Source organism: Amphritea sp. HPY (assembly GCF_050870985.1).
Lineage (GTDB): Bacteria > Pseudomonadota > Gammaproteobacteria > Pseudomonadales > Balneatricaceae > Amphritea.
Map to the genome: position 1 here is coordinate 2,788,866 of NZ_CP194015.1, position 22,520 is coordinate 2,811,385.

19 protein-coding genes are annotated in these 22,520 nt (G+C 50.8%); 6 read left to right on the plus strand and 13 right to left on the minus strand.

Annotated elements, in window-relative coordinates:
* Window positions 1–527 precede the first annotated feature (527 nt).
* Window positions 528–1,850 carry a histidinol dehydrogenase gene (hisD, locus tag ACQUQM_RS12355; RefSeq protein WP_432470170.1) on the minus strand — a complete coding sequence of 441 codons (1,323 nt, stop codon included), beginning with the start codon at window positions 1,848–1,850 and terminating at the stop codon, window positions 528–530.
* A gap of 27 nt (window positions 1,851–1,877) precedes the next feature.
* Window positions 1,878–2,777 (minus strand): LysR family transcriptional regulator, encoded by a 900-nt coding sequence (locus ACQUQM_RS12360; protein WP_432470171.1) that lies wholly within the window; start codon window positions 2,775–2,777, stop codon window positions 1,878–1,880.
* A gap of 122 nt (window positions 2,778–2,899) precedes the next feature.
* On the opposite strand from ACQUQM_RS12360, the gene ACQUQM_RS12365 reads away from it, so the two are divergent.
* Window positions 2,900–3,856, plus strand: coding sequence for a DMT family transporter (locus ACQUQM_RS12365; protein WP_432470172.1), 957 nt, complete (start codon window positions 2,900–2,902; stop codon window positions 3,854–3,856).
* Between the two features lie 294 nt (window positions 3,857–4,150).
* On the opposite strand, the gene ACQUQM_RS12370 is transcribed toward ACQUQM_RS12365, so the two are convergent.
* From ACQUQM_RS12370 to ACQUQM_RS12385, 4 genes are all read right to left on the minus strand, one after another.
* Window positions 4,151–5,635 carry an aldehyde dehydrogenase gene (locus ACQUQM_RS12370; protein WP_432470174.1) on the minus strand — a complete coding sequence of 495 codons (1,485 nt, stop codon included), beginning with the start codon at window positions 5,633–5,635 and terminating at the stop codon, window positions 4,151–4,153.
* 26 nt (window positions 5,636–5,661) lie between these two features.
* Window positions 5,662–7,509, minus strand: a complete 1,848-nt coding sequence (aspA, locus tag ACQUQM_RS12375) for an aspartate ammonia-lyase (protein WP_432470175.1) — start codon at window positions 7,507–7,509, stop codon at window positions 5,662–5,664.
* A 230-nt stretch (window positions 7,510–7,739) separates the two neighbouring features.
* Window positions 7,740–8,684, minus strand: coding sequence for a LysR family transcriptional regulator (locus tag ACQUQM_RS12380; RefSeq protein WP_432470176.1), 945 nt, complete (start codon window positions 8,682–8,684; stop codon window positions 7,740–7,742).
* Between the two features lie 230 nt (window positions 8,685–8,914).
* A complete protein-coding gene (locus ACQUQM_RS12385; protein WP_432470177.1) occupies window positions 8,915–9,784 on the minus strand; it encodes a LysR substrate-binding domain-containing protein in 870 nt (289 codons plus the stop codon).
* Between the two features lie 127 nt (window positions 9,785–9,911).
* On the opposite strand from ACQUQM_RS12385, the gene ACQUQM_RS12390 reads away from it, so the two are divergent.
* Window positions 9,912–11,042, plus strand: coding sequence for an S-(hydroxymethyl)glutathione dehydrogenase/class III alcohol dehydrogenase (locus ACQUQM_RS12390; protein ID WP_432470178.1), 1,131 nt, complete (start codon window positions 9,912–9,914; stop codon window positions 11,040–11,042).
* 53 nt (window positions 11,043–11,095) lie between these two features.
* Window positions 11,096–11,941 (plus strand): S-formylglutathione hydrolase, encoded by an 846-nt coding sequence (gene fghA, locus ACQUQM_RS12395; RefSeq protein WP_432470179.1) that lies wholly within the window; start codon window positions 11,096–11,098, stop codon window positions 11,939–11,941.
* A gap of 4 nt (window positions 11,942–11,945) precedes the next feature.
* On the opposite strand, the gene ACQUQM_RS12400 is transcribed toward fghA, so the two are convergent.
* The 6 genes from ACQUQM_RS12400 to ACQUQM_RS12425 form a co-directional block, all read right to left on the minus strand.
* On the minus strand, window positions 11,946–12,539 hold the full coding sequence (locus ACQUQM_RS12400) for a TetR family transcriptional regulator C-terminal domain-containing protein (RefSeq protein WP_432470180.1): 594 nt from the start codon (window positions 12,537–12,539) through the stop codon (window positions 11,946–11,948).
* Window positions 12,540–12,643: 104 nt separating this feature from the next.
* Window positions 12,644–14,290 (minus strand): electron transfer flavoprotein-ubiquinone oxidoreductase, encoded by a 1,647-nt coding sequence (locus ACQUQM_RS12405; RefSeq protein WP_432470181.1) that lies wholly within the window; start codon window positions 14,288–14,290, stop codon window positions 12,644–12,646.
* A 127-nt stretch (window positions 14,291–14,417) separates the two neighbouring features.
* Window positions 14,418–15,200 carry an enoyl-CoA hydratase/isomerase family protein gene (locus ACQUQM_RS12410; protein WP_432470182.1) on the minus strand — a complete coding sequence of 261 codons (783 nt, stop codon included), beginning with the start codon at window positions 15,198–15,200 and terminating at the stop codon, window positions 14,418–14,420.
* Window positions 15,201–15,236: 36 nt separating this feature from the next.
* Window positions 15,237–16,439 (minus strand): acetyl-CoA C-acyltransferase, encoded by a 1,203-nt coding sequence (locus tag ACQUQM_RS12415; RefSeq protein ID WP_432470183.1) that lies wholly within the window; start codon window positions 16,437–16,439, stop codon window positions 15,237–15,239.
* Between the two features lie 11 nt (window positions 16,440–16,450).
* Window positions 16,451–16,921 (minus strand): MaoC family dehydratase, encoded by a 471-nt coding sequence (locus tag ACQUQM_RS12420; protein ID WP_432470184.1) that lies wholly within the window; start codon window positions 16,919–16,921, stop codon window positions 16,451–16,453.
* 10 nt (window positions 16,922–16,931) lie between these two features.
* Window positions 16,932–17,717 (minus strand): SDR family oxidoreductase, encoded by a 786-nt coding sequence (locus ACQUQM_RS12425; RefSeq protein WP_432470185.1) that lies wholly within the window; start codon window positions 17,715–17,717, stop codon window positions 16,932–16,934.
* Window positions 17,718–18,167: 450 nt separating this feature from the next.
* Here ACQUQM_RS12425 and ACQUQM_RS12430 point away from each other — a divergent pair, with 450 nt between their 5' ends.
* Window positions 18,168–19,553 (plus strand): DUF1329 domain-containing protein, encoded by a 1,386-nt coding sequence (locus ACQUQM_RS12430; protein ID WP_432470186.1) that lies wholly within the window; start codon window positions 18,168–18,170, stop codon window positions 19,551–19,553.
* A 24-nt stretch (window positions 19,554–19,577) separates the two neighbouring features.
* Window positions 19,578–21,113: a DUF1302 domain-containing protein gene (locus ACQUQM_RS12435; RefSeq protein WP_432470187.1), complete on the plus strand. Its 1,536-nt coding sequence runs from the start codon at window positions 19,578–19,580 to the stop codon at window positions 21,111–21,113.
* A 162-nt stretch (window positions 21,114–21,275) separates the two neighbouring features.
* On the opposite strand, the gene ACQUQM_RS12440 is transcribed toward ACQUQM_RS12435, so the two are convergent.
* On the minus strand, window positions 21,276–21,635 hold the full coding sequence (locus ACQUQM_RS12440; RefSeq protein WP_432470188.1) for a nuclear transport factor 2 family protein: 360 nt from the start codon (window positions 21,633–21,635) through the stop codon (window positions 21,276–21,278).
* A gap of 440 nt (window positions 21,636–22,075) precedes the next feature.
* Between ACQUQM_RS12440 and ACQUQM_RS12445 the strand changes: the two genes are divergently transcribed.
* Window positions 22,076–22,423, plus strand: coding sequence for a DUF3127 domain-containing protein (locus tag ACQUQM_RS12445; RefSeq protein WP_432470189.1), 348 nt, complete (start codon window positions 22,076–22,078; stop codon window positions 22,421–22,423).
* Window positions 22,424–22,520 lie beyond the last annotated feature (97 nt).

A 22,520-nucleotide genomic window follows, 5' to 3' on the forward strand; every position in this document is an offset into this window, starting at 1 on the left:
TCAGCATTTATACTCAAGTCCAAGAGCTCTTCCATATCCCCCCGAAAATAGACATCAGTGTCAAAATTTGACAGCTTTGTGGCGGTTGCAGACGCCTCAAGCGCCACATGATATATCCGCTTTCAGATTTAACAGAGGATAAATCCTGCGTAAATAACTAGAGCTATAGTGACTCCTTTGTACCGCTTGCGGAAGTTCAATATGCTCAGCAGGATAGTCCGCTTGGTGGCGCTTGCAGACGCTCAGAACGACACATACCATGTCCGCTTTCTGGTATTTTTGACGATGTGGAAGCGCCCTGGTGACTCGAACGTAAATGTTGCCTTCAGCTTGGTTCAGATATGAAAGCGGGATGCTGAGGCACCTAACTTAAAGAAAGAAAAAGCCACCCAGTTTTACCTGGGTGGCTCAAGGTTCAGTTAATAGCCCGTTTGATAACTGGTTTTCGATGCCAGAATTCGACAGGCTTAAGAGCATTTATCTGAAACACTTTTTAGCCGGGGTAGCTAATATCTGAAGAGCCTTCACTACCTGATATACCGCTGACGCACCTCAGATACCGCATTAGCATGGCCATCGAAGCCTTCATACGTCGCCAGTACTCTGGCCTGCTTTGCCATCTCCGGGTAACCACTTTCAGTGACATAGGCGACGGACATAAACTTCATAAAATCCATAACTCCCAACGGCGAAACAGTCGCCGCAGCACCGGATGTTGGCAGTACCGCATTACAACCCAGAACAAAATTGCCCAGGGTACTAGGCGAGTGCTGGCCTAACAGAACCTCACCTGCATTCTCTATCTGGCCCAGATACTGCCATGGGTCCAGACTCAGGATCTGCAGATGCTCCGGGGCATAGGCATTGATAAACTCAAATGCAGCGGCGGTATCAGCAGCCAACACAACGCCCCCCATCGGGCCACACAGGACTGTGCTTGAATACTCTACCCGCAGTTCACTCATTCCAGCCCAGTGTTCCGGCATAGCGCTAATGGCCGCTTCAGCAACCTCCCGGGAAGTAGTCACCAGGTAAGCTGAAGAGTCCGGGCCGTGCTCGGCTTCGATCAACAGATCCAGCGCAGCCAATTTACCATCGATGCCGGCATCGGCAAATACGATAGATTCTGAAGGGCCGGCAGGAATACCCGGATCGATACGGTTTGCCAGCACCTGCTTGGCCGCTACCATCCAGGGGCTACCAGGACCGACTATCTTGTTGCAGCGAGGTAAGGTTTCAGTACCATACGCCACCGCAGCGACGGCCTGGGCTCCGCCGCACTTATACACTTCTGTAATTCCTATCTCCCGACAGGCTGACAGCGTGGCAGCATCAACGCTACCATCGGCTCCTGGTGGGGTTATAACAATGACCCGCTTCACTTCTGCCACCAGCGCCGGAATGGCATTCATCAGCAGTACAGAGGGAAATGAACCCTTGCCGCGGGGGACATAGCAGGCCACCGACGGGATTGGCAGGAAGCGTTCGCCGACAAAGCTACCGCTGCGTACTTCCTGCAGCGTCATCTCACCGGGTTTCTGTGATTGATGATAACGGCGGATATTATCCGCGGCGAAGCGAATTGCCGTCAGAGTTTCACTGTCCAGCTGCTGTTGCGCCGCGACGAACTCAGCATCCGTCACCCGCAGTTGATCGATAGTAATGCTGGCCCCATCAAAGCGGGCAGCACAGTCGACAAGCGCCTGATCGCCCTGCTCCCGAACCTTAGCAATGATTGGTTGAACCTGCGTTATATAATCACTCAGGTCCGACTCTGTCCGTTGTAACAGGCTTTGTTGCTGTTTCGAAGTCAGCTTTTCTAACTCCCAGAAACTGATGTTCTTATTCATCTCTTATCCCACATTTAAATTACTTATTCAGATAAACTGTGCCCGGCAATCACTTTGTAGCAGGCGTTCGGTGAACCACTCCAGGGCTTTACCCCGACCGGATTGCCGCCAGCAGGTGAATAACTCAACACTGCTTTCCCTGTTAACTACTTCACGTACCTTGATCCGCCCCTGAGCGATCTCATTTTCGATCAGATACAAAGGTAAAAAACCCACCCCGATACCCGTTAAAATCGCTTCTTTCTGGGCAAACAGGTCCGGCACCGTAAGCTGATCGCTGTTATTAAACGCCGTAACATTTGAGCTTTGGATCAGACGACTGCTATCACCCGCATCCACCAGGCGATACTGGCTGATCTGCATCATCGACAGTGGCTCAGGAAGTACTGCGAGGGGATGATCTGCCGCCATCGCCAGATACAGATCACGGCGCCCCATCGGTACATACTGAACATCAACTTCATGGGGCGGACGACCAATTGCACCAATGACCAGATCGGCGCGTTTGTCATACAAGGCATCCCAGGTGCCGTTATACACCTCTCGAATAATACGGATTCGGGTGCCACTGTTAAGGCGGTAGAATTCGCTGATCCACTGGTACAGCACTTCGCTGCGCAACATATTGGTAAACGCAATACAGAGCTCTTTCTCCCAGCCACTGGATATCTGACCGACCTCCGCTACCAGACTCGATTGCAGGTGCAAAATCTGTCGTCCATAGCTGGCAGCGGCCTGCCCCGCTTCGGTCAGGCTGACTCTATAGTTATCCCGATTCAGCAGGCACTCAGCCAACTCAGTTTCCAACTGACGTATGGCATAGCTGACACTGGAGACGGTAATACCCAGCTCGGCAGCAGCGGCTGAGAGGCTGCCATTACGCTCGGTAGCGATCAGCGCCTTTAGATACTCTGGTTTTAACGACATCTATTAATAATCCGAATATGTTGTTTCAACTCGTCTGGTTATCTGCGCCGCTCGGGCGATTTACACTGTTTATCAATCGCCGTATTGCGGCTGCTTCTTTCATCATTAGCCGGATATCCGCCATGAATAATCAACAGAACTATTCCAGTAACAACAGCCTGATCGGCAGCAGTTATCTGCTAGTCGCTGCCGTTGCCTGGGGCGGTATGTATGGCGTATCCCAGACGGCGCTTAAGTATCTTGATCCTTATTCGATGACGACTATTCGCTACGGCACCGGCGCTATCATTTTTTGCCTGCTGCTCTGGTTCAAAGAGGGCTGCAAAGCATTTAGCTATGACGGCCAGTTCGCAAAACTCTGGCTATACGGTTCTTGTGGCTTCTGCGGTTTCAGCATTCTGCTGTTTCACGGTTTGAAACATGCCCCGGCAGAGCACGGCGCCGTTATCGCCTCCCTGATGCCGCTGATCAGCACCCTGATCAGCTGGATCACTCAAGGTAAGCGGCCAAACATAACCACCCTGATCTGTACCTTTGTCGCCATTGCCGGCGTGATACTGGTCATCTCCAGAGGCGAAGTTGCCAACCTGTTACAACTCGATGCGATCAAGGGCGACCTGATGATTATCATGGGTGTCACCTGCTGGGTGATATTCTCCATGGGCATGAGTCGTGTACGAGGCTGGAGTTCCAGCCGGTATACCGCGCTGTCATGCTGCGCCGGACTGATCACTATCCTGTTCGCCAATACTGTCGCCAGCCTGATCGGTGTCTCTGCGATCCCGACACCCGAGCGGATCGAACCGGTACTGTTTGAGATCGGTTATCTGATCCTGGCGGCCGGTGTGCTGGCCGTCTCATGCTGGTCTGGCGGTGTTGCCCGTATGGGCGCCCTGAACTCACTACTATTTATGAATATGATTCCGGTGGCGGCATTTATCATCGCCTTCCTGCAGGGTCAAACCATTGACCCTATGGAGATCTACGGTATGTGCCTGGTTATCCTGGCACTGGTCGCCAATAATGTATTGCCCCGTATTCAACCGGAAAACCGCAAGGTTACGACGTATTCCCGCTAACCTTGCACTGTTCTTTATCTGTTTAAGCGACTGTTTAGCCGTCTTTGCCGAGGCATCATTATCAAACGGATTCCTGCCAATGGCGGAAGTTCACATTAGAGCAAGGTCATACGGATTTTTGCTGAATAAGATGGCAGAAAAGCACAGCAATAAAGCATCGGTTTGAAGTCTGTTCTGAATTGCTGAGAGCGATAGAACTACACTTAGCTACCACCCAATAAAATCACCAGCCCTGCAGCCAGACATAGCCAGATATCAGAACGGGCTGGTAACAGCAGTCGCCAGCCGAACTCATCAACCCAGTTTGATCCAGGTGGTTTTCAGCTGGGTAAACTTATCAAAGGCGTGCAGAGACAGATCACGGCCAAATCCAGACTGTTTGAAGCCGCCGAACGGCGTGCTGAAATCCAGCGCATCCATCGTATTAACAGAAACGGTGCCGGCCTTGAGCTTCTTCGCCACCCGGTGAGCACGGTTCAGGTTAGTGGTCCACAAAGACGCCGCGAGTCCGTAAACAGAATCGTTGGCAATCGCCACCGCTTCGGCTTCTGAATCGAAGGTAATCAACGCTGCTACCGGACCAAATACCTCATCTTTTGCGATCGACATTTGCGGTGAGACGTCATCAAAGATAGTCGGTTCAACTACCGCAGTCGCTGTATCACCCGCGCCACCGGTAAGCATTGTTGCGCCTTCATCATTTGCCTTTCTGATGCACTCTCGAACATTTCCGGCATGATTGATATCAATTAGCGCACCCACCTGAGTATCACTGTCCAGCGGATCACCCACCTTCATCGATCCAGCCTTCGCCAGAAACTTTTCAACAAACTGATCTTTGATACTGCGCTCAATCAGAATTCGCGAATTAGCCGAACAGACCTCTCCCTGGTTAAAGAAGATACCCATCGCTGCATGTTCAACCGCGGCATCAAGGTCACAGTCGGCAAAGATAAGGTTAGGACTCTTACCACCGGTTTCAGGCCATACCTGTTTCATATTTGATTCGGCGGAGTAAGCCATAAACATCTTACCGACCCGGGTTGACCCGGTGAACGCCAGGCAATCAACATCCTGATGCAATCCCAGCGCCTTGCCGACAATATGACCGTGGCCGGTAACAACGTTCAGCACCCCGTCGGGGATACCTGCCTGCTGTGCCAGCTCAGCCAGTTTCAACGCCGTTAATGGCGACTGTTCAGCCGGTTTCAGAATGACTGAGTTACCAGAAATCAAAGCGGGTGCCAGTTTCCAGGCGGCAATATCCAGCGGAAAATTCCACGGCACTACTGCCGCAACGACACCCACAGGTTCGCGGGTGATGGTGGCTATATTATTGCCATCGGTCGGCGCTACTTCGCCATACATTTTGTCGACGGCTTCGGCGTACCATTCGAAACAACCGGCCGAACCTGGAATATCGATATTCATCGCGTCCTGAACCGGTTTACCGACATTCAGGCTTTCCAGCAGGGCCAACTCTTCATGGTTTTCCATGATCAGTGCGGCCAGTTTTTTCATCACGGCTTTGCGTTCTGAAGGTGCTTTATCGGCCCAGATACCGCTGTCAAAAGTACGACGTGCTGCTGCAACCGCAGTATTCACATCCTGCTCAGAGCAGGCTGCGGTTGCTGTTAATAGCTCACCAGTAGCCGGATTAATGGTGTCATAGGTGGTGCCATTTTGAGCTTCAACAAACTCACCGTTGATGAAAGCCTTATTTTGCAGGCTGATGCTCTGCTGTTTCGCCAGCCAGTATTCTTTATTTTGTGTAGTCATCTGTTTACTCCGTCACTGTCACTGATTCAGACAGCGTTATTGTTCACTGCGCTCTTGCGCACCCGGCGTGGCGCCGTCATATTTTCAACGCTCAGAATGTCGTCCAGTTCAACCGGGGACAGCAGGCCATCTGCGAGTACCAAATCACGTACGCTGCTATTCTGCTGGATTGCCTGTTGTGCAATTCGGGTCGCGTTCTCATAACCGATATAAGGGTTAAGCGCGGTAATGATGCCGATACTGTTATTCACCGTATTCAGGCAATGCTCTTCATTGGCGGTAATCCCTTTAATGCATTTTGACGCCAGCGTTTTTACAGCACGAATCTGCAAGCGCAGGGACTGTAAAACATTAAAGGCGATCACTGGTTCCATCACATTCAGCTGCAACTGACCGGCTTCGGCCGCCATCGTCACAGCGATATCGTTACCGATAACCTGGAACGCAACCTGGTTCACCATCTCTGGAATCACCGGATTGACCTTACCCGGCATGATCGAACTACCCGGCTGCATCGGTGGCAGATTGATCTCCTGGAAACCGGCCCGGGGACCGCTGGAAAGCAGACGCAGGTCATTACACATCTTAGATAGCTTTACCGCGTTTCGCTTCAGTACGCTGGAAAAGGTAACAAAAGCGCCCATATCGGAGGTCGCCTCGATCAGATTTCTGGCCCTGACCATCTCCTTACCTGAGATACGGCACAGCTCTTCTATCGCCAGGCTGGAGTATTCCGGATCCGTGTTTATTCCTGTGCCAATAGCGGTTGCGCCTAAGTTGATCTCACGGAAGTACTCCACCACATCTTTTGCCTCCTCGATGTCTTCCTTAACTGTGGAATACCAGGCATCGAATTCTTGTCCCAGCGTGATCGGCACCGCATCCTGTAACTGGGTCCGGCCCATTTTAACCACCCCGGAAAACTCTACCGCTTTCTGCTTCAGTTCATAACACAGCTCTGACAGAGCCGTGACATACTCCTGATGGCTCAGCAGAATTCCCAACCGGATAGCCGTAGGGTAAGCATCGTTTGTCGATTGCGAGAGGTTAACGTGATTGTTCGGGTGCAGGTTTTGATAGTCACCACGACTGTAGCCAAGAATCTCAAGACCTCGATTGGCTATCACCTCATTGGCATTCATATTGGTCGAGGTACCGGCGCCGCCCTGAATCACATCAACTACAAAGTGCTCATGCCACCGACCATCGATAATCTCATCGCAAGCCTGACCTATCGCCTGGGTCTTAATATCGTCCAGCAGGCCCAGCTTATTATTCGCTTTAGCCGCGGCTTTCTTGACCATAGCCAAAGCGCTAACCAGCTTAGGAAAGTGCATCAGCTTAATGCCGGTGATCTCAAAATTCTCTTGCGCACGCAGCGTCTGTACGCCAAACAGCGCAGACTGGGGAACATCACGCTCGCCCAGCAGATCTTTTTCCCGACGCACCAGTTCAGTACTGCTACCCCGATTTTGAAATTCCAGACGTTGCTTTTCCAGTTGCAGCAACACCGTGCCGATCGCAGCAGTTTCCGGTGAACCTGTACACCAGTTCAACAGCTGATTGCGATCTATATCCAGTAGAGTGGCATCGGTTTCCGCCAGAAAATGGCCGAACCCAGCGCTGCTACCCGACCCGACCAGAGGGTTACAGAGCACCGGACCGGTTAACTGAACCTGATGACCGGACAGAGTCTGCCGACTAACACCTGCTAATAAGATCAGCAGTCGCTCAGCACAGTCTTCAGTACGGACCGGTTTACCCTTTTTAATTTCTCTGACGACGCATAGTTTCAGCAATGCACTGAACTGCGAACTTTCCAGGCTATCGCACTGTAGAACTGTTTTGATTAACTTTTTATTATTTGCGTTCATTTTTTACTCTGCTGCCCCGCATACAATGCCGGGCTGGATTTGTTTCGAACTGTTCGCACAAGATGTACGAACTTTTACTCATCCAGACTAAAAAGAGCCGCTACATATGTAAAATATTATAATAATTTGGGCTGAATCAGTTTTTCCTATACAGCGTGTAAATTAACGTAGAAAGCCAGCACCGATCAGAGCGGTCAGTGCTATTGATAGGTTTGGCAGAAGTTACTTTATTACTTCAAATGACGGTAAAAGCGCTGATCGGGGAACACGGAAGCGGTCAATTCTGCTGCTCGCTCTTTCAGTAATTTGATAAATGCCTCAGCGACTGGCGTGAGCCTGAACTGTGAGATCTTAGCAACGCCCAATCGAAGCGGGCGCAGATTACCCGTTAGAGGAATAGCTTTTAGCTCGGATCCATCCAACGCCTTATTATTCACCAACGGTGCATTAAACAAGGTATAGCCAAAGCCATTGCTGACCAATCCACGGACCATTCCCAGGGATTGCGCCCGGTAGGCGAAGTCCGGCTCAAGATCCTGACTCAGAAACAGGGAGAAAAAATAATCCCGGGTCATCGGCCAGTCCAGCAGCACCATGGGATATTCTGCCAGCTCCTTTAAATCAAGCTCATCCCGATCAGCCAGCGGATGATCCTGAGCCAGTACAGCGTAAACAGGGAATTCCATGATAGGTTCAAACTCTATGTCCGAAGGGATCTGCAGATCATAAGTCAGCGCCAGCTCATACCGCCCATCTACCAGGCTCTGAATAATATCCTTCTGGTGACTCTCATCACACTGAATACTGGCCTCTGGATAGGTCTCTATAAACTTTTTCATCAGCGATGGCAGCAACATCGGCGTAAAAGTTGGGAAGCCGACAATACGCAGTGTTCCGGCGATATCTTCTCCCAACGTGTTCGCATAACGCCCGAGTCCTTCGGCGTCGTTCAGTAACTGTTTGGCTTTAAGAATAAACTGCCGCCCGGCAGGAGTAAGCGATAACCCCTGGGCATGATGACGCACAAACAACTGTAATCCGGTCACTTCCTCCAGGTGGAGTACCGCTGAGGATATCGAAGGTTGCGAGACATGCAACGCTTCAGCAGCCTTGGTGACGCTGCCAAACTCACCGGCTTTAGCAAAGTAGCGCAACTGTTTTAAGGTGAAATGCATTTTCGATAACCTTTCGATAAGAATGAGGAGACCGGAGGAATGATACCGGCGAATACAAAAGCGAATACAAAAGCGAATACAAAAGCGAATAACACAGTGTATAAGAAAAATTCACACAGAAATCAAATTAAATTATAAAAACAAATACAGCAATTAACCGGTTGCTATCTGTTCAGATAGATATAAAACCTGAAAGAACAACGCTATAGGTATGAAATAAAAGCTGGCAGTTAACTCAGATGCTCACTCAGATAATCCACCAGCAATCGAACCTTCGGCGACAGATGCCGATTGTGCGGATACAGAGCCCATACACCTTCATCTTCGGGCTGATAGTTCTGCAGTAGCAGAATCAATTTTCCGCGCTTTACATATTCCAGCACATAGTAGTCAGGCAGTTGCACTATACCTAAACCTTTTAAGGCTGCATCCAGTAAAGCCTGGCCACTGTTACAACTTAAATTACCGCTTATTTTTATATTTCTTTGCTGGCCACTCTCCTGAAAACGCCAGTACTCAAGTGTGCCCTGCAGGCAATTATGATGCTCCAGCTCGGATAACAGATGAGGTTCACCAAAGGTAGACAGGTAGGCGTGAGAAGCGCAAACAAACAGACGCCGTGAGGCCAGCCGCTTTGCCATCATGCTGGAATCGTCCAGCTTGCCCAGACGTATCGCCAGGTCAAAACCCGCGTCAACCAGATCGACCTTCTGGTTAGTTAGCCGGCATTGCACCTCCAGCTCCGGATACAGGCTAATAAAATCATTCAGCAGAGGCGCAATCTTGCTTTCACCATAGGTCGTCGGGGCTGTGATTTTAAGCTTGCCCCGTGGCGTGCTCTGCAGATCAGTCAGCGCCCGTTCGGCATCATCGAGGCCATCTAAAACCTGACGGCAGTGCTGATAGTAGATCTGCCCCGCTTCGGTAACCGAGACCTTGCGGGTGGTTCGATAAAACAGTTTGGTTGCCAGCCGACTCTCCAGTGCACTCACCTGTCGGCTGACCTGCGCAGTAGAAATCCCCAGCTGTCGGGACGCGGCAGTAAAGCTTTGTTTCTCTGCTACCGCAACAAATTCAGTAACACCTTCCCAGTTGAACATTATTACCATCTCGTAAAAGTAATTTAACAAACAGCTAGATTATCACTCATCAAGAAACAACTACAATGCGCTCATCAATTATCACAGCGACTATTCCGCTAACAGAACCGGTAAAGAGATAACAGCCATGAGCGAGAAAATGATCAAATCAAAAGCAGCGATCGCCTGGGGACCAAATCAGCCTCTGTCTATCGAAGAGATAGACGTTATGCCGCCGCAAAAAGGTGAAGTATTGGTACGTATTGTCGCGACCGGCGTATGCCATACCGATGCCTTTACCCTGTCTGGTGATGATCCTGAAGGGATCTTTCCGGCGGTTCTCGGCCATGAAGGCGGTGGTATCGTAGAAGCGATCGGCGAAGGCGTAACCAGCGTAGCCATAGGTGATCACGTAATCCCACTGTACACCCCAGAGTGTGGCGAGTGTAAATTCTGTAAGTCAGGCAAAACAAACTTGTGCCAGAAGATTCGGGAAACTCAGGGCAAAGGCCTGATGCCCGATGGTACCACCCGATTCTACAAGGACGGTCAGCCGATCTATCACTACATGGGCTGCTCTACGTTCTCTGAATATACCGTATTGCCTGAGATCTCCCTGGCTAAAGTGAACAAAGATGCACCGTTAGAAGAAGTTTGCCTGCTGGGCTGTGGTGTAACTACCGGCATGGGTGCGGTAATGAACACCGCCAAAGTGGAAGAAGGCGCAACGGTGGCTATTTTCGGCATCGGTGGCATCGGCCTGTCTGCCATTATCGGCGCGACTATGGCTAAGGCGAGCCGCATCATCGCTGTAGATATCAATGAAAGTAAGTTTGAGCTGGCGCGTCAGTTGGGCGCTACCGACTGCATCAATCCGCAGGACTACGACAAGCCGATTCAGGATGTCATCGTTGAACTGACCGACGGTGGTGTCGACTACTCGTTTGAGTGTATCGGTAACGTCAATGTGATGCGCTCCGCACTGGAATGCTGCCACAAAGGTTGGGGCGAATCAGTAGTAATCGGTGTTGCCGGCGCAGGTCAGGAGATCTCTACCCGACCGTTCCAGTTAGTCACCGGGCGAGTATGGCGCGGTTCCGCTTTTGGCGGAGTTAAAGGACGCTCTGAGTTACCAGAATACGTTGAGCGTTATCTGAAAGGCGAGTTCAAGCTGGATCACTTCATCACCCACACTATGGGGCTGGAAGAGATAAACGAAGCATTCGATCTGATGCACGAAGGCAAAAGCATCCGCAGCGTAATTCACTTCGACAAGTAAACGAATCCAGACTGCGGCCTACCTGATTTTCGGGATGGCCGCACGGAGCCCCTATGACGATAGAAAACCTTAGCCGCAACAAGAGTTTTGGTGGCTGGCACAAGCAATACAGCCACCGCTCGACGGCCCTGAATTGCCAGATGCGATTTGCTGTTTATCTGCCACCTCAGACTCTGGCCGGCGTTAAAGTTCCAGTGCTGTACTGGCTATCAGGCCTGACCTGCAGCGATGAAAACTTTATGCAGAAAGCCGGTGCCCAGCGTATCGCCGCAGAATTGGGGATCGCAATTGTTGCGCCAGATACCAGCCCGCGGGGTGACGATGTCGCCGATGATCCGGACGCTGGCTATGATCTTGGACTGGGTGCTGGCTTTTATGTTAACGCCACTCAAGCCCCCTGGCAGAGCCACTATCAGATGTATGACTATGTGGTCTCTGAACTGCCAGCACTGATTGAGCAGACCTTCCCGGTCACCTATCAACGGGCAATTGCCGGCCATTCAATGGGAGGCCATGGCGCCCTGACCATTGCCATGCGTAACCCTGACCGCTACAGCTCAGTTTCCGCATTCAGTCCGATCAGTAACCCGATAAACTGTCCCTGGGGAGAAAAAGCATTTACTGCTTATCTTGGCCAGGACCGCGAAGTATGGCGACAGTACGATGCCAGTGAATTGATGCGCACAGCACAAGAATTTGTACCTGCTTTAGTTGATCAGGGCGAAGCGGATGACTTCCTGACGACGCAATTGAAGCCGGAAGCATTGCTGGCTGCAAGTAAAGAAAGTAACTACCCACTAACCCTTCGTCGTCATGAGGGCTACGATCACAGCTACTACTTCATCGCCAGCTTTATCGAAGAGCATCTGCGCTTCCATGCCGGCCACCTTAAAATCTGAGTGGTTATCGGATGGATGTACGGTATACAAACTCTTCAAAGACGAACTCGATAACCTGATGCAGGGGCTGGGCTGATTGCTCTACCTGAGCTCTCAACAGCGCTCCCTGCCATGAGTCCCAAAAAAAGGTAGTGATCTGATCAACCGACAGGTCTGCTCTGATTGAGCCTTTTTCCTGCGCTCTTGTTAATAACAATCGTATCGTCGCTAATGATTCCTCAATATATACACTGAGGGAGTTGCGCAAAGCATCACTGGTTTGTGACAGAGTCCCGGCGTTGTTCGCAAACAATAAACCTGAATGGGCCTGCTCGGGCTCAACTTTTTCGACTGCCTCTTTCAGCAAACTGATTATCAGCCTTACTTCATCTTCGCTGCCGCCGGTTTCAGCAATCGTCTTCCGGTTCAGCAAAGCCGCAGTTTTCAGGACTTCACTAACAAAAACCTCTTTTGAAGCAAAATAATTGTAAAAGCTGCCTTTAGGTATATCGGATAATTTGACAATTTCGTTGATACCAACCGCATGGAATCCCTTTTGTGAAAAAAGGCTGAGACCAGCCTTTATCAGGCTTTTTCTTGTTTCATTCTTATTACACATAACCTGAGTCCTGATAGCGGCGAACCATAATAAAAAAACCAGATATTGAAGCAATATCTGGCAAAAGGACGTGAACAAGCGTTCACAGAGGTAACATCGTTACATTACATATTCGGATAGTTTGGTCCGCCGCCGCCTTCAGGGGTTACCCAGGTGATATTCTGGGACGGATCTTTAATATCGCAGGTTTTACAGTGCAAACAGTTCTGGCCATTAATCTGGAATCGCTGCCCCTGCTCATCTTCAACTACTTCATAAACCCCTGCCGGACAGAACCTTTGCGCCGGTTCAGCATACAGCGGCAGGTTTTTCGACAAAGGAAGATCCGCATCAGTCAGCTTAAGATGGCAAGGCTGATCCTCTTCATGGTTGGTATTAGAAAGGAATACCGACGACAATTTATCGAAGCTCAGCTTGCCATCCGGTTTCGGATAGCTGATCGGCGTGAAATGATCAGCAGTTTTCAACTGTGCATAATCGTCACGGTTATCGCGCAGTGTTATCGGTAATTTTCCGCCAAAGATATTCTGATCGATGTAGTTAAACGCACCGCCCAGTATCGGGCCAAACTTATGCATCGCCGGACCAAAATTCCTGCTTTTATGTAGCTCTTCGTGCAGCCAGGAGTTTTTAAACTTGTCCGTAAATGTTGTAAGTTCCTTAGCACCTTCGCACCCGGCGTTGATCGCCTCAAATACCGCTTCCGCCGCCAGCATGCCAGACTTCATTGCAGTGTGCGTGCCTTTGATCTTGGCGAAGTTCAGCGTACCGGCATTACAACCGATCACCAGGCCACCAGGGAAAGTCATTTCAGGCAACGCATTAAAGCCGCCTTTTGATATAGCCCGAGCGCCATAAGAGATACGTTTTCCGCCTTCCAGGTATTGTTTCAACACCGGATGGTGTTTCAGTTTCTGAAATTCATCAAACGGGCTCAGGTATGGGTTGGCGTAGTTAAGATCGATAATCAAGCCGACTACAACCTGATTGTTTTCGGTGTGATAGAGGAAGAAACCACCACTGGTGCCTTGCTCCATCGGCCAGCCGGAACCATGTAGTACCAGCCCTGGCTGATGCTTATCTGCGTCGATATCCCATAACTCTTTAATACCCAGGCCATAGTGCTGCGTATCCGCTTGCGCACTGAGATCAAAACGTTCAAATAGTTCTTTACCCAGATGGCCACGGCAGCCTTCGGCAAACAGCGTATATTTGGCGTGCAACTCCATGCCTTCCATATAACTGTCTTTCTGCTCACCCGCTTCGCTGACCCCCATATCACCGGTGGCGATACCTTTGACAGAGCCATCTTCATGATAAAGCACTTCGGCGGCAGAAAAGCCGGGGAAGATCTCGACTCCCAGTTGCTCTGCCTGTTCCGCCAGCCAGCGACACAGGTTACCCAGGCTGGCGATATAGTTACCCTGGTTATGCATCGTCTTAGGCACTACGAAGTTGGGCAGCTTTTGTCCCTTCTCTTCGCTTTTCAGCAGGAATAGCTGATCTTCGGTGACCGGGGTATTCAGGGGAGCACCCTGCTCTTTCCAATCTGGAAACAGCTCGTTTAGCGCACGGGGCTCAACGATGGCGCCAGATAAGATATGGGCGCCGACTTCAGAGCCTTTTTCTACGACACAGACCGTCAGTTCCTGTTCTGCAGCTTGCGCCTGTTGCATCAGGCGACAGGCAGCAGACAGGCCGGAAGGCCCGGCCCCAACGATTACAACATCAAACTCCATCGCTTCGCGCATGTTCAACTCCTCTTACTGCCAATACAAACGCTGCCCTGAGGCAAGGGTCTGTATCTGAGACGGTCACTTCCGTCCTACAATTTCAATTCAATAAATTTCCCGCGGGTAAGACTCTGCTGTGATCGTCTTACAACCCCTTAAAAACCGGCTTACGTTTATCAAAGAACGCTGCCACGCCTTCCTGGAAGTCATCGCTGGTAAACGTAATATTCTGGTACCCGGCTTCAAGCCTGATAGTCTCCTCAAGAGACAAGCGTTGTGCCGACTGCAATAACTGTTTCAGATACTTCTGCGACAATGGTGCACCGGCGGCTAATCGCTCAGCCCAGGTCTGGGCATAATCCAGCAGTTCTGCATCGGCGACGACTTTGTTAGCCAGCCCCAGGCTGACGCACTGTTCTGCCGGCAACTTGCCCGCTTCTGCGATCAGTTCATAGGCGCGCTTATAGCCAAGGCTGTTCACCAGATGCCAGGTGGCGCCGCCATCCGGCACCAGACCGATAGCAGAGAATGCCATATATAAGTAGGCAGATTCAGCCATCACCATCAGGTCACAGGTCATCGCCAACGCGCCGCCAATACCCGCTGCGGCACCATGTACCGCTGCTATATAGGTTTTGTCTGACTGACTGATACGGCACAGGAAAGGCTTATACTCTTCCAGAATCTGCGCTTCGATACTGTCACAACCGGCCAGAATCTCTTTCAGGTCAGCGCCCGCGGAAAAGCCTTTACCCGCCCCGGTAATAATCACTACCCGGACATTATCATCGCTTTCTGCCTGGTTAATGGCAGCCAGCAACTCAACTCTCAGCTGTTCATTGAACGAATTCAAAGACCCGCTACGGTTCAGTTCCAGCAACGCAACCCGATTGGTCACGCTGTAATTAACAGTGTCAAAGCTTGGCATATTCAGGCTTCCTTTTACGGCTGTTTAAAGTTTGCCTTAGCAAACTTCAAACAGACCGGCAGCACCCATACCACCGCCGATACACATGGATACAACGACGTACTTAACGCCACGACGCTTACCTTCGATCAACGCATGACCCACCATGCGAGTACCGGACATACCAAATGGATGGCCAATAGAGATAGCGCCACCATTAACGTTCAGGCGGTCATTCGGAATACCCAGCGCATCACGACAGTGCAGAACCTGACTGGCGAAGGCTTCGTTAATCTCCCACAGACCGATATCGCCCACGGTCAGGCCGAAACGCTCAAGCAGTTTTGGAATCGCATAAACAGGACCGATACCCATCTCTTCCGGTGAGCAACCCGCTACCGCAGTACCTTTATAGATACCTAATGGCGCTATACCCCGGCGATCTGCTTCTTCACGGCTCATCAGCAATGTTGCTGCTGCACCATCAGAGAACTGGGATGCATTACCGGCAGTAACATGTTCACCCTGAGACACCCACTGACCGTCTTTCCAGACCGGCTGCAGTGAACTCAGGCTTTCCAGAGTTGTTTGCGGGCGATTGCACTCATCACGATCCGCAACTACTTCTTTATGACCGGCCGGTTTACGATCCGCATCAAATACCAGCTGCTGCGCTGTCAATGGCACAATCTCATCATCAAACAAGCCGGCTTCCTGCGCTGCAGCAGTGCGTTGCTGGCTTTGCAGAGAAAACTCATCCTGCGCTGCACGGCTGATACCGTAGCGGTTAGCAACAATTTCAGCCGTCTCAATCATTGGAATATAAGCAGAAGGCATCGCCTCTTTGGCTGCTTCCGACTGTGCCCGGTAAGTATTCTTATGCTTGGTCTGGGTCAGCGACAGTGACTCAACGCCACCGGCAATAGCCACCTTCATCTCACCCGCAATAATATTCTTAGCTGCGACACCAATAGTCATCAGGCCGGAGGCACACATACGATCCAGCGCCATACCCGGCACAGTATCCGGCAAGCCGCCGGTATACGCACACAAACGGCCAATGTTATAAGCCTGGGTACCCTGCTGAACGGCAGCGCCCATAATCACATCTTCAACCGCTTCCGGCTCGATACCGGCACGCTCGACAACGGCACGTACGACGTGTCCGCCTAATACTGGTGCTTCGGTGTCATTAAATGATCCACGGAAGGATTTAGTCAGCGCGGTGCGCGCCGTTGCAACAATTACTGCTTCGGTCATCTTAAGTTTCCTCACTGAAAAGGGTTAAATGTGTAACGGCTGATGGTGTCTATGACACAGCCCGGGCGATCACTGCCCTCGATTTCAACAGTTACGCGGATAACCGCCTGTACTGCCTGTCCGACCATTTCGGTGCGGATAATTTCTCCACTGCCACGGATGCGACTGCCGACCGGTACCGGTGCCGGGAAACGCACCTTGTCACAGCCATAGTTAACCCCCATCTGCAGATTAAGTACTTCAATCAACTGGGGGAGGAACATATTCACCAGCGACAAGGTCAGATAACCGTGTGCGATGCAGCCGCCAAATGGCCCCTGCGCGGCTCGTTCAGGATCGACATGGATCCACTGATGATCGCCGGTAGCATCGGCAAACTGATTGACGCGTTCCTGGGTTATCTCCAACCACGCAGTCGTACCAAGATTCGCGCCCTCTGCGCTTAGCAGAGACTCTGCCGTGGAATACTGTTTATTTGCCATCTTCATATCCTCAGGCCTGCTGTGAGCTAACAGAGACAACTTCACCCGCCATATAGGATGAGTAATCACTGGCCAGGAACATCATCACGTTGGCGACTTCCCAGACTTCAGCAGCACGACCAAAAGCTTCACGGCTCGATAACTGCGCCAGCAACTCTTCGCTTGATGCTTTCTTCAGGAAGTCATGCAGCGCGATGGACGGTGATACCGCATTAATACGTACGCCAAACTCGGCTGCTTCCAATGCCGAACAACGGGTCAGTGCCATCACGCCGGCCTTCGCAGCCGCATAGTGCGCCTGCTCTTTCTGTGCCCGCCAACCCAGAACCGAAGCGTTATTAACAATCACACCGCGGCCGCGCTGTTGCATATGCGGCAGCATCGCCCGGGTCATCCGGAAAGTTCCGGTCAGGGTAATATCCAATACCATATGCCATTCATCATCGGTCATATCGGTGACCCGCTTCTGCCCACCCAGGCCAGCGTTATTGATCAAAACATCGACGCCGCCAAGCTTGTCTTCAGCTGCCGCTACCAGCGCCTGTACATCGTCTTCAGAGGTCACATTGCACAGCTGGCCATAGATCGCATCTAAACCGGTCTCAGCCTTCAGGTTAGTGACAGCTTCTTCCAGGCGGCGCGGGTGAATATCCGAAATCATCAGAGCCCGACAGCCCTCTTCAGCAGCCCGTTTGGCTGCAGAGAAACCGATCCCGGCTCCTGCTGCGGCCGTAATCAGTACGGACTTACCTTTCAGTAATCCATGTCCGCTTACATACTCTGGCACCTGCGTCATATTCACTCCTCGCTATTCCGTTACCGGATCTGCCCGATGGCAGACCCAACACTTAAGGCAACACTTAAAACAACATTTAAGACAACTACATTGTTCAGTTCTATTGCATTACTTAAGCGTTATTACGCCTTCACAGGGGGTTGTTATCATCGTCAATGCGGACTAGTGGAAATATGTGACTAAACTTAATTATGTCTAGCACATGAACCACCATGCTTTAGCAATAAGCAGCTGCTGCTTTCGCTCGATCAATCGGCTCAGGGATCTGTTTTTCATAACCAGATAGCGCACCCTATGTTCACTATTTTGGCCAACTAGTCCTAACAGACGATTTCATGATTCTTCGTTTGCAAAACAATTGAGCTACATCAATAAAAATAAACGAAATGGGTATTTGGCCTCAGCTGGTAACTTAATCATCTGAAGTACAAGCCCGATCAGGAGAGAAGGATGAATAGCAGAAATCTGTTGAAACCTTTGGTCGCAACGTTGCTCATTGCCAACAGTGCAGCAGTCATGGCCAAAGTTTCACCCGAAGACGTAGCAAAGCTGGGCAACGAACTAACCTGTACCGGTGCGATTGCCGCGGCTAATGCAGAGGGTACGATTCCAGCTTATACCGGCAAATGGTTAGGTACTCCTCCAGGTATCGAATACACTCCCCATGTTGGCCAGCATCCGGTCGATCCTTATGCCGGTGAAAAGCCACAGTTCGCTATTACCGGCAAGAACTGGCAGGACTATGCTGATAAGCTGACTGAAGGTCAGAAGGCGATGTTCAAGCGCTATCCTGACACATTCACTATGCCTGTTTATGAAGGCCGCCGTGACTTCCGCTACCCTGACAAGATCTGTGATGTATTCAAGCGTAACGCCGCTGATGCAGAGCTGATCGACGAAGGTTTTGGTTTCACCGGTTACAAGGGTGCGCCGCCGTTTCCAATTCCGGATGCCGACCAGCCAATGCAGGTACTGGCAAACCATAACTTCCCTTTCCGGGCGCACACCTACCGTACCATCCGTGACGTTGCCGATGTAGGTCCAAGCGGCAGGATCTCCTGGGGTCGTCAGAACAACAAAGGCTTCAATATCACCAACGCCCCTGATGAAATCGGTAAGCCGATGGGCGGCATTATGGCCTATGGCATGACTAAAACCGAGCTGCCTGCGCGTAACAAAGGTTCCGCAACTGCTTCCTCCGAGCCGGTTAACTTTGCCCGCGGCACCCGTCTGGCCTGGAACTATAACCCGGGTACACGTCGCGTACGTCAGCTGCCGGAATACGGTTTTGATACCCCTCTGGCAAGTACCTCAGGTAAGCTGACTATCGATTCCGATCGTCTGATGAACGGATCACCAGAACGCTATGAGTGGTCTCTTGGCGGTAAAAAAGAGATCTACATCCCGGCTAATGCCTACAAAATCCACACTAAAGACGTGAAATATGACGACCTGCTGCAGGCTGGCCATGCCAACCCTGAGTTTATGCGTTACGAGCTGCGTCGTGTATGGGTTTTGGAAGGCACACTGAAGGATGACTACCGCCACAAGTATGGCCGTCGCACCATGTATATCGATGAAGATACCTGGCACGGTGTTGTTGCCGATTACTACGATACCCGTGGTGAACTGATGCAGCATGCTTACATCAACTACTACTACGCTTTCGACATGAATGCATGGCAGGCGGGCAGCAGCTTCTACCACGATCTCACATCCGGCGCTTATGTTGGCTACAATTTGTTCAATGAACGTAAAGTAGGCCCGGTTCTGAACGAAGGTAACTTCACCAAAGAGATGTTCACCCCGGCGGCCCTGCGTAGACAGAGCCACTAAACTAAAAATAAAAGGGGATCAATAATGCAACAATTTAAGAAAAGTGCTCTGACAGCCGCGATACTCAGCGCATGTCTGGCCACTCAGGCTTCAGCCGGCGAGAGCATCGATCTGGGTAATGGTTATAATTTCGACTGGAAAGGAACCGCTGCATATTCTCTTGCGGCACGTACCGAAAATCAAAATCCTGCTCTCTCCACTGGATTTGGACGAAGCACTGGCGATGCAAATTTTGATAAGAAAGACCTGACCGCCAATGGCCTTTCTCTGCTGATGGAAGGACACCTGTCTAAAAACGGCAGCGGCCTGGTGATGTCAGCCAGTGCATTTTATGACGATGTCTATCAGGACGATAAATTCTCCGATGCTGCAGAGAAATACCACGGCGGTTACGCCCGCCTGCTGGATTTCTATGGCTACACCACCTTCGCCTTTGGCGAAACCGGCTACGCCGATATCCGCCTGGGTAACCATGTAGTCGCATGGGGTGAAGCACTGTTCTTCCCATCCATGTCGCTGGCTCAGGGCCCATCTGATGCGATCAAGGCAGCAGTTCCTGGCGCCGAAGTAAAAGATATCCTGCTGCCGGAAGAGCAGATATCGACGCAGCTGGAAATTAACGATAAGCTGTCGCTGATGGCCCACTACCAGTACGACTGGCATCAAACTATCGTGCCGGAACCCGGCTCCTACCTGAGCACCAGCGAAGCGGTCGGTTTTGGCGCTACATGCATGGTCGCACCAATATCCGGGTTTTGTCCCTTCGGTGCGCGAAATAATGATATTCAACCCGATGATGCTGGGCAATGGGGTATCGGTACACGCTACCGTATCAGCGAGAATACTGAAATTGGGTTCTATTACCTGAATTATAGTGATCGCATTCCGCTTACTCTGTATACCCCATCGGACGCAGGTTTTTCAGGACCAGGTACCTATCAGGTTCAATTTTTTGATGATATTGACCTTTATGGTGCAACCTTTACCACCACACAGGGAATGGCATCGATTGCAGGTGAGATCACCTACAAGAAAGGCGCTCCAACACTTGTTAATACGACAGCAGTTCCAACAGGTGCGCGATCGGATATTCTGCAGACTAACCTGAATGGTATATTTAACTTTGGTCGTACATCGTTTGCCGAAAACGCCACCCTCACCACTGAGCTGGCCTATGTCGACATCATGGATGTTAAAGAAGCAGCCTTGCCAGCTTTTGCGTTTACTTCTAGTGATGAACCATTCTGGGGCGATCATGGCTTAGCCTTCTCTGGTTCTTTAAGCCTGTCTTATCCAGGTATTACTGAAAACTGGGACCTGGGTGTACCAATCAGCTACGCCCGTCAGATCAGCGGTCGCACCCTGACCGGCGGTGTCGGTGGCGAAGGTGATCACCGCTTCGGTATCGGGGCGAACTTTACCCATCACCGTTCCGGTATCCAGGTTGGCGCGAAATACACGGCCTACCTTGGCGATCACCATACGGGTATAGCACCTGATAAAGAGAAAAAGCTGAGCGACCGCGACTATGTCGCACTGACCGTTAAGTACGCATTCTGATCTCTCTGTTGAGATAGTTTGAACTCCAAAACCGGCTTCTTGCGAAGCCGGTTTTTTTATCTCTGCCGATGATTGCACCCTGCCCGTGCATGCGTTTGTGCAGCAACGTCCCGTTGCTCAGTTCCCTTGGTTCAAGCCGACATGAGCCTGAAATAGCAGAACTCAGAATGCGCTCTTCCATTGCAGGGTATCGACAAACCACCGCTCCTCGTAGATCTTGTCGCCTTTGAATTTGAACAGGACCGACAGCTGCGAGCCTGCAACCTTTTCGGACTTCCACTCAACGATTGAGATGACTTCACTCTCCCCTTCGACCTGACGCAGCCCCGTGATTTCAAAGCCTGGCGGGAGAATTTCCCCAAGACCATTCAGCGCCGCTCGGAACGCCTGTCGTCCCTCAAGAACGTCGGTCTGCCCCGGCATGATGAACGTCATGTCCTCCACGTAGTCGGCCACCAAAGCATCGAAATCTCCGGCGCCGACCGCATCCCAGCCTCGCTGTACGATATCTTCTAAACTCATTACCCTTGTCCTCCACAACTAGTCAATTCGTACGTGCTATGCACTCACCGAACATTTGTCTATCAGGACCTTGCCAGATTGTAAGCCATGCCAGTTCCGGAGTTGATGTGCCAAAAGACTGTGGGGTGACGCAAACATTGAACCAACGCATGACCTAGCGGGAATTACCCGGCGGCTATCAAAGTCGATTTTATCTTTAATATAATAGTAGATAACGGCAGTACTACAGACCGTTTTGTGACGTTCAGCGACTATCCTGCATTGCGGATGAAAAGTCGGTTGCCAACCCGGAACAACCTATCAGACCAGATCTGATTCGATTGCGGCCGGCAGGATAGTGTTACGCTTGTATTTATCCGGGAAAAATCAGAAGTAATTTTTCCTTTATTCTGATTAAATAAATCATAGTACGATGCTTCGATAAATATAGGGTATAGGTAATGGCTTACGAGTTGACCGGCAAGGTTAAATTAATTCAGGATGCGCAAACATTCGGCAGCGGATTCACTAAGCGCGAGATGGTAGTTACTGTTGAAGACGGTAAGTATCCGCAGGAAATAAATCTGGAATTTGTTCAGGATAAAGTGAGCTTGCTCGATGCCCTTCAGGTGGGACAGGAAGTCACTGTAACCTTCGATATTCGCGGTCGCGAATACAACGGTCGCTACTTCAACAATCTTCAGGGGTGGAAAATTCAGACCGGAACATCGGGTAATACTGAAGCCGAGCAACCGCCTGTTTTCGATATGGATACGCCAGCTAGCTTCGATGATGATGTCCCGTTCTGACATGATCAGTTCGTAGGTTGGGCTAAACGCAGTGATGCCCTACAGCAGGGGTTATTCTTACAGTATTGTTGGGCTTCGTTTCACTCAGACCAACCTA

Excerpts from the sequence above, each read along its gene's own strand:
- ACQUQM_RS12360 (WP_432470171.1), bottom strand. The coding sequence starts at position 2,777 with ATGTCGTTAAAACCAGAGTATCTAAAGGCGCTGATCGCTACCGAGCGT.
- ACQUQM_RS12390 (WP_432470178.1), top strand. The coding sequence starts at position 9,912 with ATGAGCGAGAAAATGATCAAATCAAAAGCAGCGATCGCCTGGGGACCA.
- ACQUQM_RS12370 (WP_432470174.1), bottom strand. The coding sequence starts at position 5,635 with ATGACTACACAAAATAAAGAATACTGGCTGGCGAAACAGCAGAGCATC.
- ACQUQM_RS12445 (WP_432470189.1), top strand. The coding sequence starts at position 22,076 with ATGGCTTACGAGTTGACCGGCAAGGTTAAATTAATTCAGGATGCGCAA.
- hisD (WP_432470170.1), bottom strand. The coding sequence starts at position 1,850 with ATGAATAAGAACATCAGTTTCTGGGAGTTAGAAAAGCTGACTTCGAAA.
- ACQUQM_RS12415 (WP_432470183.1), bottom strand. The coding sequence starts at position 16,439 with ATGACCGAAGCAGTAATTGTTGCAACGGCGCGCACCGCGCTGACTAAA.
- ACQUQM_RS12430 (WP_432470186.1), top strand. The coding sequence starts at position 18,168 with ATGAATAGCAGAAATCTGTTGAAACCTTTGGTCGCAACGTTGCTCATT.
- ACQUQM_RS12425 (WP_432470185.1), bottom strand. The coding sequence starts at position 17,717 with ATGACGCAGGTGCCAGAGTATGTAAGCGGACATGGATTACTGAAAGGT.
- ACQUQM_RS12365 (WP_432470172.1), top strand. The coding sequence starts at position 2,900 with ATGAATAATCAACAGAACTATTCCAGTAACAACAGCCTGATCGGCAGC.
- ACQUQM_RS12400 (WP_432470180.1), bottom strand. The coding sequence starts at position 12,539 with ATGTGTAATAAGAATGAAACAAGAAAAAGCCTGATAAAGGCTGGTCTC.
- ACQUQM_RS12385 (WP_432470177.1), bottom strand. The coding sequence starts at position 9,784 with ATGTTCAACTGGGAAGGTGTTACTGAATTTGTTGCGGTAGCAGAGAAA.
- ACQUQM_RS12380 (WP_432470176.1), bottom strand. The coding sequence starts at position 8,684 with ATGCATTTCACCTTAAAACAGTTGCGCTACTTTGCTAAAGCCGGTGAG.
- ACQUQM_RS12420 (WP_432470184.1), bottom strand. The coding sequence starts at position 16,921 with ATGGCAAATAAACAGTATTCCACGGCAGAGTCTCTGCTAAGCGCAGAG.
- ACQUQM_RS12435 (WP_432470187.1), top strand. The coding sequence starts at position 19,578 with ATGCAACAATTTAAGAAAAGTGCTCTGACAGCCGCGATACTCAGCGCA.
- ACQUQM_RS12410 (WP_432470182.1), bottom strand. The coding sequence starts at position 15,200 with ATGCCAAGCTTTGACACTGTTAATTACAGCGTGACCAATCGGGTTGCG.
- aspA (WP_432470175.1), bottom strand. The coding sequence starts at position 7,509 with ATGAACGCAAATAATAAAAAGTTAATCAAAACAGTTCTACAGTGCGAT.
- ACQUQM_RS12405 (WP_432470181.1), bottom strand. The coding sequence starts at position 14,290 with ATGCGCGAAGCGATGGAGTTTGATGTTGTAATCGTTGGGGCCGGGCCT.
- ACQUQM_RS12440 (WP_432470188.1), bottom strand. The coding sequence starts at position 21,635 with ATGAGTTTAGAAGATATCGTACAGCGAGGCTGGGATGCGGTCGGCGCC.
- fghA (WP_432470179.1), top strand. The coding sequence starts at position 11,096 with ATGACGATAGAAAACCTTAGCCGCAACAAGAGTTTTGGTGGCTGGCAC.